This window comes from Pseudomonas sp. Pse1, from assembly GCF_024519635.1.
Lineage (GTDB): Bacteria > Pseudomonadota > Gammaproteobacteria > Pseudomonadales > Pseudomonadaceae > Aquipseudomonas.
The window spans coordinates 1-12354 of the sequence record NZ_JALJRO010000012.1 but is presented as its reverse complement, the minus strand read 5'-3'; the positions used below and the strand labels follow the sequence as shown (position 1 = coordinate 12354).

General features: G+C 61.8%; 10 protein-coding genes and 1 pseudogene. 9 read left to right on the top strand and 2 right to left on the bottom strand.

Going from position 1 to position 12354, the window contains the following annotated elements; translation table 11 throughout:
* Positions 1-39 precede the first annotated feature (39 nt).
* A complete protein-coding gene (gene gbcB / locus NR126_RS18010) occupies positions 40-1140 on the top strand; it encodes a glycine-betaine demethylase subunit GbcB (protein WP_027617096.1) in 1101 nt (366 codons plus the stop codon).
* A gap of 45 nt (positions 1141-1185) precedes the next feature.
* Here the strand turns inward: gbcB and NR126_RS18005 are convergent, their stop codons facing one another.
* Together NR126_RS18005 and NR126_RS18000 are read right to left on the bottom strand one after the other, a co-directional pair.
* Positions 1186-2010: an NAD(P)-dependent oxidoreductase gene (locus tag NR126_RS18005; protein ID WP_256830768.1), complete on the bottom strand. Its 825-nt coding sequence runs from the start codon at positions 2008-2010 to the stop codon at positions 1186-1188.
* 226 nt (positions 2011-2236) lie between these two features.
* Positions 2237-3277: a low specificity L-threonine aldolase gene (locus NR126_RS18000; protein WP_105755981.1), complete on the bottom strand. Its 1041-nt coding sequence runs from the start codon at positions 3275-3277 to the stop codon at positions 2237-2239.
* A 127-nt stretch (positions 3278-3404) separates the two neighbouring features.
* Between NR126_RS18000 and NR126_RS17995 the strand changes: the two genes are divergently transcribed.
* From NR126_RS17995 to NR126_RS17960, 8 genes and pseudogenes are all read left to right on the top strand, one after another.
* Positions 3405-4121, top strand: coding sequence for a TraX family protein (locus NR126_RS17995; protein WP_256830767.1), 717 nt, complete (start codon positions 3405-3407; stop codon positions 4119-4121).
* A gap of 221 nt (positions 4122-4342) precedes the next feature.
* On the top strand, positions 4343-5596 hold the full coding sequence (locus NR126_RS17990) for a serine hydroxymethyltransferase (protein ID WP_027617101.1): 1254 nt from the start codon (positions 4343-4345) through the stop codon (positions 5594-5596).
* Positions 5597-5618: 22 nt separating this feature from the next.
* Positions 5619-6869, top strand: coding sequence for a sarcosine oxidase subunit beta (locus NR126_RS17985; RefSeq protein ID WP_256830766.1), 1251 nt, complete (start codon positions 5619-5621; stop codon positions 6867-6869).
* A gap of 14 nt (positions 6870-6883) precedes the next feature.
* Positions 6884-7213 (top strand): sarcosine oxidase subunit delta, encoded by a 330-nt coding sequence (locus tag NR126_RS17980; RefSeq protein ID WP_027617103.1) that lies wholly within the window; start codon positions 6884-6886, stop codon positions 7211-7213.
* Complete coding sequence (locus NR126_RS17975; RefSeq protein WP_027617104.1) at positions 7210-10227, top strand: sarcosine oxidase subunit alpha; 3018 nt, start codon at positions 7210-7212, stop codon at positions 10225-10227. The genes NR126_RS17980 and NR126_RS17975 overlap by 4 nt, the downstream gene beginning before the upstream one ends.
* 158 nt (positions 10228-10385) lie before the next feature.
* Complete coding sequence (locus tag NR126_RS17970; protein WP_256830765.1) at positions 10386-11018, top strand: sarcosine oxidase subunit gamma; 633 nt, start codon at positions 10386-10388, stop codon at positions 11016-11018.
* Between the two features lie 142 nt (positions 11019-11160).
* Complete coding sequence (gene purU / locus NR126_RS17965; RefSeq protein WP_027617106.1) at positions 11161-12018, top strand: formyltetrahydrofolate deformylase; 858 nt, start codon at positions 11161-11163, stop codon at positions 12016-12018.
* 134 nt (positions 12019-12152) lie between these two features.
* Positions 12153-12354 (top strand): annotated as a pseudogene (locus tag NR126_RS17960) (formaldehyde dehydrogenase, glutathione-independent); the annotation flags it as partial.

Here is a 12354-nt window from a genome sequence, read left to right as displayed (position 1 = left end):
TCGCCAACATGAGGCCGACAGTCGGCCGTGGAGATCAGCATGTCCAACAGCTTCCTGAACCCGGTAACCACCCAGACCTGGGCCAATGGCCGACACATTGTCCGTTGCGTCAAAGTCATCCAGGAAACCTGGGACGTGCGCACCTTCTGCTTTATGGCCGACCAGCCGATCATGTTCTTCTTCAAGCCGGGGCAGTTCGTCACCCTGGAGCTGGAGATCGAAGGTCAGCCGATCATGCGTTCGTACACTATTTCCAGCTCGCCGTCGGTGCCTTACAGCTTCTCGGTGACCATCAAGCGCGTACCGGGCGGCAAGGTTTCCAACTGGCTGCACGACACCCTGCACGAAGGTCAGGAGCTGGCGGTGCACGGGCCGGTGGGGCTGTTCAACGCCATCGATTTCCCCAGCCCGAAAGTGCTGTACCTCAGTGGCGGCGTCGGCATCACCCCGTGCATGTCGATGGCGCGCTGGTTCTACGACACCAACGCCAATGTCGATATGACGTTTATCCACAGCGCCCGCTCGCCGAAAGACATCATTTATCACCGCGAACTGGAACACATGGCGTCGCGGATCGATAACTTCAGCCTGCACCTGATCTGCGAGAAACACGGCCTGGGTGAGCCGTGGGCCGGGTATCGCGGGTACCTGAACCACAAGATGCTCGAATTGATGGTCCCGGACTTCCTCGAGCGCGAAGTGTTCTGCTGCGGCCCGACGCCGTACATGAACGCGGTCAAGCGCCTGCTGGAAAATGCCGGCTTCGACATGAAGCGTTATCACGAAGAATCCTTCGGCGCGACCCCGCCCGAGGCGCGCGCCGATGCGGTGGAGCAGGCCGAGCAAGCGGCCGACGCGCCCGAAGTGGATGCGGCGGATCTGCATGAGGTGGAGTTCACCACTTCCGGCAAGAGCATTCGTGTGGCACCCGGCGAGACGGTTCATGCGGCGGCGGCCAAGGTCGGGCTGCTCATCCCCAAGGCCTGTGGCATGGGCATCTGCGGCACCTGCAAAGTGCTCAAGCTGGGCGGCGAGGTGGAGATGGAACACAACGGCGGGATCACCGAGGAAGACGAAGCGGAAGGCTTCATCCTGTCCTGCTGCAGCGTGCCGAAGGGTGATGTGCGGATTGATTATTGAAGTAATCGATACCCCCTGTAGGAGCAGCCCGGGCTGCTCCTACAGTTAATCAACAAACAAATCCGGCATCAGCTTCGCATCGCTCCCCGGCTCAAACCGATAGTGCTCAAACTCGCTCACACCGTTTTCGCGCAAAATCTCTTCATCAATCAACAAACGCCCAGTCAGGCTGCGCCCGCTGCTGCTCAAGATGACATGTGCGGCATCGGCCATGATCGCCGGCAGGCGCGCATGCTTGAACGACTCCCGCGAGCCCAGCTGAAACTCGATGGCTGCCGTGGCGATCATGGTTTGCGGCCATAGCGAGTTGACGCTTATCCCGTAGTTCTTGAATTCCTCACTCATGCCCAGGGTCAGCATGCTCATGCCGTATTTGGTCACGGTGTAGGGGCTGTATTGGGCGAACCACTGGGTGGCCAGATTCAGCGGTGGCGACAGGTTGAGGATGTGCCCAGAGGATTTTTTCAGATAGGGCAGGGCGGCCTGGCTGCACAGCAGCACGGCGCGGGTGTTGATCTGGTGCATCAGGTCGAAGCGCTTGAGTTCGATGTGCTGGACCCCGGTGAGCTTGATCGCCCCAGCGTTGTTGATCAGCGCATCAATGCTGCCGAAGTGTTCGTTGGCCTTTGCCAGCGCCGCATGCACCGCCACCTCGTCACGCACATCCACCTGCAGCGCCAGCGCCTTGCCCCCGGCCGCTTCGACTTCCTCGGCGACACTGAAAATGGTCCCGGGCAGTTTCGCGTGGGGTTCTGCGCTCTTGGCTGCGATCACGATATTGGCCCCGTCCCGCGCCGCGCGCAGGGCAATCTCGCGGCCAATGCCACGGCTGGCACCGGTGATGAACAGGGTTTTGCCTTGAAGTGACATTCGCACGCTCCTGATTATTGTTATGTGAGCCGAGGCTCGACAGACAATGTAGACGATGTCTTCAGGTGTGTGTGCTGCGAGGGCGGATGCATAAAAACTGTGGGAGCGAGCCTGCTCGCGATGGCGGAGTCAAATTCAACATCAATGTTGGCTGAACTACCGCCTTCGCGAGCAGGCTCGCTCCACAGGGATTTGCAGTGATTTTAGTGATGGTAGGGATCTGGGCTTACTGCCCCATCACCTCGCGAATATCCGCCGCCAATTCCCGCACCCGCGCTTCCTCGGTGTCCCAGGAGCACATGAAGCGTGCGCCGCCTTTGCCGATGAAGGTGTAGAAGCGCCATCCCTTGGCGGTCAGCGCGGCAATCGCCGGTTCCGAGAGTTGCAGGAACACGCCGTTGGCCTGGACCGGGAACATCAGTTCGACGCCGGGAATGTCGCTGACCAGCTCCGCCAGCAGCTGCGCGCAATGGTTGGCGTGGCGGGCGTATTTGAGCCAGGCGTCGTTTTCCAGAATGCCGACCCAGGGCGCCGAGAGAAAACGCATTTTCGAGGCTAACTGCCCGGCCTGTTTGCAGCGGTAGTCGAAGTCTTCGGCCAGTTTCTGGTTGAAGAACAGAATGGCTTCGCCCACCGCCATGCCGTTTTTCGTGCCGCCGAAGCACAGCACGTCGACCCCGGCTTTCCAGGTCAGGTCGGCCGGCGAGCAGCCGAGGAACGCGCAGGCGTTGGAGAAGCGCGCGCCGTCCATGTGCAGGTTCAGGCCCAGCTCTTTGCAGGTGGCGCTGATGGCGCGGATTTCATCCGGGGTGTAGACGCTGCCGACTTCAGTGGCCTGGGTCAGGGTCACCACCCGTGGTTTGGGGTAGTGGATGTCCTGGCGCTTGAGGGCTATTTCGCGGATCGACGCCGGGGTCAGCTTGCCGTTTTCGGTGCCGGCGATCAGCAGCTTGGAGCCGTTGGAGAAGAACTCCGGCGCGCCGCATTCGTCGGTTTCGACGTGGGCGGTTTCCGAGCAGATCACGCTGTGGTAACTCTGGCACAGGGACGACAGCGCCAGGGAGTTGGCGGCGGTGCCGTTGAAGGCAAAGAACACTTCGCAGTCGGTTTCGAACAGTTTGCGGAAATGATCCGAGGCGCGGGCGGTCCATTCATCATCGCCGTAAGCGCGCTGGTGGCCGTGGTTGGCCTGTTCCATGGCGGCCCAGGCTTCAGGGCAAATGCCGGAATAGTTGTCGCTGGCGAATTGTTGGCTCTTATCGGTCATGGCCGGCTTCCGTGTTCGAGGCGCTTGGGGTAAAGCGCTCGTGGTCAATGAGAGTTGCGCTGGCCGAAGATCATCCGGGGGCGCGTGCGACGTGTCTGTCAGAAAGATCCACTGTCGAAGGGTGATTATGCACGCGACGCAACGTGATGGTGCACTCGATCTGCTGAAATGGCTGGCGCTGTTGTGCATGGTGCTCGATCACCTGCGCTACATCGGTTATTCCATCGACTGGCTGTACGTCCCAGGCCGCCTGGCGTTCCCCTGGTTCTGTCTGGCGATGGCGGCCAACCTGGCGCGCGGGCAGGCCACGACGAGCGGCCAGCCGTGGCGCTACCTGGGTTGGTTGATGCTGTTCAGCGCCCTCAGTGAAATTCCCTATCGGCTGTTTATTGCCGATCCCGACACGCTGAACGTGATGCCGACCCTGGTCCTGGGCCTGCTGGTGGCGCGCGGTTGGCAGGCACCGACACTGCAGACGCGTGGGCTGGCGCTCGGTGCGCTGATGCTGGCGGCGGTGTTTTCGGCGCAGTTGATGTTCGGCCTCTTCGGTGTGTTGCTGCCGCTGGCGACGCTACTGGTGTTGCGCCGGCCCTGGTACTTAGCCCTGGTGCCAGGGGTGATCTGCCTGGCGGCCAATCAATGGCAGGTGCTGTATTACTCGATTCGCCTGGGCAATCACGTGGCGATGGCGGCGGTTGTCAGTTGCCTGATTGCGCCCGGGTTGGGGATGTTCCTTTTGCGACAGGTAAAGGACGTAAAACCACCACCGATGCGCAGATGGGCGTATGGGCTTTATCCCGGACATTTTTTGATTCTCTACGCGATACGACAGATCCTCACATAACCCTGTGGGAGCGAGCAGGCTTGCTCCCACAGGGTTTTGCACAAGATTGATGAGGGTGTTTGTCCGTCGTTTTCAGCCCATGTCGTAAACGCACCTTTGCGTGGCGCCCATAGGCATTTGACCTCCCTTGGCCGGTCATACCATCGCTCTCAAAGGGCAGCACCGAAAGGCGCGTGCCTTATCGAGACGAATGGCGCACCGCCGCCGCTGGGAGAGACGCGATGTTCAGCAAGCAAGACCAGATCCAGGGTTACGACGATGCACTGCTGGCGGCGATGAATGCCGAGGAGCAACGCCAGGAAGATCACATCGAGCTGATCGCGTCAGAGAACTACACCAGCAAGCGCGTCATGCAAGCGCAAGGCAGCGGCCTGACCAACAAATACGCCGAAGGCTACCCGGGCAAGCGCTACTACGGCGGTTGCGAGCACGTCGACAAGGTCGAAGCCCTGGCGATCGAGCGCGCCAAGCAACTGTTCGGTGCCGACTACGCCAACGTCCAGCCGCACTCCGGTTCGTCGGCCAATAGCGCCGTCTATCTGGCCCTGCTGCAAGCCGGCGACACCATCCTCGGCATGAGCCTGGCCCACGGCGGCCACCTGACCCACGGCGCCAAAGTATCGTCGTCGGGCAAGCTGTACAACGCCGTGCAGTACGGCATCAACACCGACACTGGTCTGATCGATTACGACGAAGTCGAGCGCCTGGCCGTCGAGTGCCAACCGAAAATGATCGTGGCCGGCTTCTCCGCGTATTCCAAGACCCTCGACTTCCCGCGTTTCCGGCAGATCGCCGACAAAGTAGGAGCACTGTTGTTCGTCGACATGGCCCACGTTGCCGGCCTGGTCGCTGCTGGCCTGTACCCGAACCCGATTCCGTTTGCCGACGTGGTCACCACCACCACCCACAAGACTCTGCGCGGTCCGCGTGGCGGGCTGATCTTGGCCAAGGCCAACGAAGAAATCGAGAAAAAGCTCAACGCTGCAGTGTTCCCCGGTGCCCAGGGCGGCCCGCTGATGCACGTGATCGCCGGCAAGGCGGTGTGCTTCAAGGAAGCGCTGGAACCTGGCTTCAAGGCCTACCAGCAGCAAGTGATCGACAACGCCCAGGCGATGGCGAGCGTCTTCATCAAACGTGGCTACGATGTAGTGTCCGGCGGCACCGATAACCACCTGTTCCTGGTCAGCCTGATTCGGCAGGGCCTCACCGGCAAGGAAGCGGACGCCGCACTGGGTCGCGCTCACATCACTGTGAACAAGAACGCCGTACCGAACGACCCACAGTCGCCATTCGTCACCTCGGGCCTGCGCATCGGCACCCCGGCGGTGACCACCCGTGGCTTCAAAGTGGCGCAGTGCACGGAACTGGCCGGCTGGATTTGCGACATCCTCGACAACCTCGGCGATGCCGATGTCGAGGCTAACGTCGCCAAGCATGTCGCAGCCCTGTGTGCAGACTTCCCGGTTTATCGCTGAGTCGGTCTTGGAGTAAATGACTATGCAACGCTACTCGGGCTTCGGCCTCTTCAAACACTCACTCAGCCACCACGAAAACTGGCAGCGCATGTGGCGCACGCCGACCCCGAAAAAAGTCTACGACGTGGTCATCGTCGGCGGCGGCGGGCACGGTCTGGCGACCGCCTACTACCTGGCCAAAGAGCACGGCATCACCAATGTGGCCGTGGTCGAGAAAGGCTGGCTGGGCGGCGGTAACACTGCGCGCAACACCACCATCGTTCGCTCCAACTACCTGTGGGACGAGTCGGCGCACCTGTACGAACACGCGATGAAACTGTGGGAAGGCCTGTCCCAGGACCTCAACTACAACGTGATGTTCTCCCAGCGTGGCGTCTATAACCTGTGCCACACCCTGCAGGACATCCGCGACTCCGAGCGTCGGGTCAGCGCCAACCGCCTCAACGGCGTCGACGGCGAACTGCTCAACGCCCAGCAAGTGGCTGACGAGATTCCGTACCTCGACTGCTCGAAAAACACCCGCTACCCGGTGATGGGCGCCACCGTCCAGCGGCGCGGCGGCGTGGCCCGTCACGATGCCGTGGCCTGGGGCTTTGCCCGGGCCGCTGACGCCCTCGGCGTGGACCTGATCCAGCAGACCGAAGTGATCGGTTTCCGCAAGGAAAACGGCGTGTGCATTGGCGTCGAAACCAACAAGGGCTTCATCGGCGCCAAGCGTGTCGGCGTGGTCACGGCCGGTAACTCCGGGCACATGGCCAAGCTCGCCGGTTTCCGTCTGCCGATCGAATCTCACCCGCTGCAAGCGCTGGTGTCCGAGCCGATCAAACCGATCATCGACAGCGTGATCATGTCCAACGCCGTGCACGGTTACATCAGCCAGTCCGACAAGGGCGACCTGGTGATCGGCGCCGGCATCGACGGCTATAACGGCTACGGCCAACGTGGTTCGTACCCGGTGATCGAGCACACCATCCAGGCCATCGTCGAGATGTTCCCGGTGCTCTCGCGGGTGCGCATGAACCGCCAGTGGGGCGGCATCGTCGACACCACGCCGGACGCCTGCCCGATCATCTCGAAGACTCCGGTGCCGAACATGTTCTTCAACTGCGGTTGGGGCACCGGTGGCTTCAAGGCCACGCCGGGCTCGGGCAACGTGTTTGCCGCCAGTCTGGCCAAGGGTGACATGCACCCATTGGCCGCACCTTTCTCCATCGACCGTTTCCACAACGGTGCGTTGATCGACGAACACGGCGCTGCTGCGGTTGCCCACTAACAGGAGAAATCCCCATGTTGCATATCTTCTGTCCTCACTGCGGCGAACTGCGCTCCGAAGAGGAATTCCACGCATCTGGCCAGGCGCACATTCCGCGCCCACTGGATCCGACCAACTGCACCGACGAGGAGTGGGGCGACTACCTGTTCTTCCGTGATAACCCCCGTGGTCTGCACCACGAGTTGTGGGATCACGTTGCCGGCTGCCGTCAGTATTTCAACGTCACCCGCGATACCGTGACCTACGAGATTCTCGAAACCTACAAGATCGGCAGCAAGCCGCAGTTCACCGACAAGACTGAAAGTCCGAAAGCGGCCGCGCAGGCTCTGGGAGCGAAGGTATGAGCCAGATCAATCGCCTGTCCAACGGTGGACGGATCGACCGCAACAAAGTGTTGAGCTTCACCTTCAATGGCCAGAGCTACAAAGGCTTTGAAGGCGACTCGCTGGCCGCTGCCCTGCTGGCCAACGGCGTCGACATCATCGGTCGCAGCTTCAAGTATTCCCGTCCACGCGGGATCTTCGCCGCCGGCTCCGAAGAGCCGAACGCAGTGCTGCAGATCGGCGCCACCGAAGCCACCCAGATTCCTAACGTGCGTGCCACGCAACAGGCGCTGTACCAGGGCCTGGTCGCCACCAGCACCAATGGCTGGCCGAGCGTCAACAACGACATGATGGGGATTCTCGGCAAGGTCGGCGGCAAGCTGATGCCGCCGGGTTTCTACTACAAAACCTTCATGTACCCGCAATCGTTCTGGATGACTTACGAGAAGTACATCCGCAAGGCCGCAGGCCTGGGTCGCTCGCCGACCGAGAACGATCCGGACACCTACGACTACATGAACCAGCACTGCGACGTACTGATTGTCGGTGCCGGTCCGGCCGGCCTGGCCGCAGCCCTGGCCGCCGCACGCAGCGGTGCGCGGGTGATCCTCGCCGATGAACAGGAAGAGTTCGGCGGCAGCCTGCTGGATTCGCGCGAAAGCCTCGACGGCAAGCCGGCCATCGACTGGGTCGCCAGTGTCATCGCCGAATTGAAAGACACCCCTGACGTGCTGCTGTTGCCGCGCGCCACGGTCAACGGTTACCACGACCACAACTTCCTGACCATTCACGAGCGCCTCACCGACCACCTCGGTGACCGTGCGCCGATTGGCCAGGTGCGCCAGCGCATCCACCGGGTTCGCGCCAAGCGCGTGGTCCTGGCCACCGGTGCGCACGAACGTCCGCTGGTGTACGGGAACAACGATGTGCCGGGCAACATGCTCGCCGGTGCCGTCTCGACTTACGTGCGCCGTTACGGCGTGGCGCCAGGGAAAAAGCTGGTGCTGTCGACCAACAACGACCACGCCTACCGCGTTGCCCTGGATTGGCTCGACGCCAGCCTGCAAGTGGTGGCAATCGCCGACGCCCGCAGCAATCCTCGTGGAGCGCTGGTGGAAGAAGCACGTGCCAAAGGCATCCGCATCCTCACCGGCAGCGCCGTGATCGAGGCCCGTGGCAGCAAGCACGTGACCGCTGCCCGCGTCGCCGCGATCGACGTCAAGGCCCACACCGTGACCAGCCCGGGCGAGTGGCTGGAATGCGACCTGGTTGCCAGCTCCGGCGGCTACAGCCCGGTGGTGCACCTGGCTTCGCACCTCGGTGGCAAGCCGATCTGGCGTGAAGACATTCTCGGTTTCGTGCCGGGTGAAGCGCCGCAGAAACGCGTGTGCGTCGGTGGCATCAACGGTGTCTACGGCCTCGGCGATTCGCTGGCCGATGGCTTCGAAGGCGGCGTTCGAGCGGCGTCCGAAGCTGGCTTCCAGTCGGTTGAAGGGGTGTTGCCAAAAGCCCTGAGCCGTCACGAAGAGCCGACTCTGGCGCTGTTCCAGGTGCCCCATGAAAAGAACACCGCACGGGCGCCGAAGCAATTCGTCGACCTGCAGAACGACGTCACCGCGGCGGCCATCGAACTGGCGACCCGTGAAGGCTTTGAATCGGTCGAGCACGTCAAGCGCTATACCGCGCTGGGCTTCGGCACCGACCAGGGCAAGCTGGGTAACGTCAACGGCCTGGCCATCGCGGCCCGTTCGCTGAACGTGACCATCCCGCAGATGGGCACCACCATGTTCCGCCCGAACTACACCCCGGTGACCTTCGGTGCGGTAGCCGGTCGGCACTGTGGGCACATCTTCGAGCCGGTGCGCTATACCGCGCTGCATCAATGGCACCTGAAAAACGGCGCCGAATTCGAAGACGTCGGTCAGTGGAAACGTCCGTGGTACTTCCCGCGCAACGGCGAAGACCTGCATGCGGCGGTCAAGCGTGAATGCCTGGCGGTGCGCGAAAGCGTAGGCCTGCTGGACGCCTCGACCCTCGGCAAAATCGACATTCAAGGCCCGGACGCTCGCGAGTTCCTCAACCGCGTCTACACCAACGCCTGGACCAAGCTCGACGTGGGCAAGGCGCGCTACGGCCTGATGTGCAAGGAAGACGGCATGGTCTTCGACGACGGTGTGACGGCGTGCCTGGCCGACAACCACTTCGTCATGACCACCACCACCGGCGGCGCAGCACGCGTACTGCAGTGGCTGGAGATCTACCACCAGACCGAATGGCCGGACCTGAAGGTGTACTTCACTTCCGTGACGGACCACTGGGCCACCATGACCCTGTCCGGGCCGAACAGCCGCAAGCTGCTCAGCGAAGTCACCGATATCGACCTGGACAAGGACGGCTTCCCGTTCATGACCTGGAAAGAAGGCCTGGTCGGCGGTGTGCCGGCGCGGGTGTTCCGGATTTCGTTCACCGGCGAGCTGTCGTACGAAGTCAACGTGCAGGCCGACTATGCGATGGGCGTGCTGGAGAAAATCGTCGAGGCGGGCAAGAAGTACAACCTGACCCCGTACGGCACCGAGACCATGCACGTACTGCGGGCCGAGAAGGGCTTCATCATCGTTGGCCAGGACACCGACAGCTCGATGACCCCGGACGATCTGAACATGGGCTGGTGCGTCGGTCGCACCAAACCGTTCTCGTGGATCGGCTGGCGCGGCATGAACCGTGAAGACTGCGTGCGTGACCAGCGCAAACAGTTGGTCGGGCTCAAGCCGATCGACCCGACCAAGTGGCTGCCGGAAGGTGCGCAGCTGGTGTTCAACACCAAACAGGCGATCCCGATGAGCATGGTCGGTCACGTGACCTCCAGTTACCTGCACAACTCCCTGGGCTATTCGTTTGCCATGGGCGTGGTCAAAGGCGGCTTGAAGCGCATCGGCGAGCGGGTATTCGCGCCGCTGGCAGACGGCAGCGTGATCGAAGCGGAAATCGTTTCTTCGGTGTTCTTCGATCCGAAGGGTGAGCGCCAGAACGTGTGATGGTTCGGATCCTGTGGGGTGCAACTGCACCGTGGTGAATTCATCGCGAGCAGGCTCACTCCTACAGGTGACCGCGTAATCCTTGTAGGAGCGAGCCTGCTCGCGATGGCGGCAGTGCAGCCACCACAGGAACCAACAGAATTCAGGAAAGGTGCTTTATGACCGTAGCCAATGTGTACCAACAACGCCCAACCACCGGGGCCAAGGCCGAGTCGTCGCTGCACCATGCCGACCTCGCCAGCCTGGTCGGCAAGGGCCGCAAGAACGCCGGCGTGATCGTGCGTGAGAAAAAACTCCTCGGCCACCTGACTATCCGCGGCGATGGCCACGACGCGGCTTTCGCCGCCGGCGTGCACAAGGCCCTGGGCATCGAATTGCCCGGCGCCCTGAGCGTCATCGTCAAGGGCGATACCAGCCTGCAATGGATGGGCCCGGATGAGTGGCTGCTGATCGTGCCCAGCGGTGAAGAATTCGCCGCCGAGCAAAAACTGCGCGAGGCGCTGGGCGAGTGGCACATCCAGATCGTCAACGTCAGCGGCGGCCAGCAGATCCTCGAACTGAGCGGCCCGAACGTGCGCCAGGTGCTGATGAAATCCACCAGCTACGATGTACATCCCAACAACTTCCCGGTGGGCAAGGCGGTGGGCACGGTGTTCGCCAAGTCGCAACTGATGATTCGCCACACTGCCGAAGACACCTGGGAACTGCTGATCCGCCGCAGCTTCTCGGATTACTGGTGGTTGTGGCTGCAGGATGCGTCGGCTGAATACGGCTTGAGCGTGCAGGCCTGAACCCCTGTAGGAGCGAGCCTGCTCGCGATGGACGTCAACGATAACGCGTGCATCCTGATTCAACGCGTCGTTTTCAAGTCCATCGCGAGCAGGCTCGCTCCTACAGGTTGATTGCCAATAAACGAACAGGAGTCACCGCACTATGAGCCGCGCCCCAGACACATGGATCCTCACCGCCGACTGCCCCAGCGTGCTCGGCACGGTGGACGCGGTGACGCGCTTTCTGTTCGAACAGGGCTGCTACGTCACCGAACACCACTCCTTCGATGACCGCCTTTCAGGGCGCTTTTTCATTCGTGTGGAATTCCGCCAGCCCGATGGCTTCGACGAGCAATCATTCCGTGCCGGCCTGGCCGAGCGCGGGGCCAGCTTCGGCATGATCTTCGAACTGACCCCGCCGCATTACCGGCCGAAAGTGGTGATTATGGTCTCCAAGGCCGATCACTGCCTCAACGACTTGCTCTACCGCCAGCGCATCGGCCAGTTGTCGATGGACGTCGCCGCCGTGGTCTCCAACCACCCGGACCTCAAGCCGCTGGCCGACTGGCACCAGATTCCCTACTACCATTTCCCCCTCGACCCCAACGACAAGCCGGCGCAGGAGCGCCAGGTGTTGCAGGTGATCGAGGAGTCCGGTGCCGAACTGGTAGTCCTTGCGCGCTACATGCAAGTGCTGTCGCCGGAACTGTGCCGCAAGCTCGACGGCCGGGCGATCAACATCCACCACTCGCTGCTGCCCGGCTTCAAGGGCGCCAAGCCGTATCACCAGGCTTACAACAAGGGCGTGAAACTGGTCGGCGCGACGGCGCACTACATCAACAACGATCTGGATGAAGGGCCGATCATCGCCCAGGGTGTCGAGGTGGTTGACCACAGTCACTACCCCGAGGATTTGATCGCAAAGGGGCGGGATATCGAGGGCCTAACATTGGCGCGAGCCGTTGGGTATCACATTGAGCGGCGGGTGTTCTTGAACGCCAATCGTACGGTCGTTCTCTAAATTGCTATCGCTTGCGGCTTGCCCGCGAAAGGGCCCTGACAGGCAACCCAAGAAACAGCATCTGTACCCGAGCACTTAACGCGCTGCCCCTTTTGGGCAACGCGGTTCCATAAAAACAACAGCGAGGTGAAAGCATGTCTGGCAATCGTGGTGTGGTGTATCTCGGCGCGGGCAAGGTCGAAGTACAGAAAATCGACTATCCGAAAATGCAGGATCCACGTGGCAGGAAGATCGAGCACGGTGTGATCCTGCGTGTGGTGTCCACCAATATCTGTGGTTCCGACCAGCACATGGTGCGCGGCCGTACCACCGCCCAGACCGGCCTGGTGCTGGGTC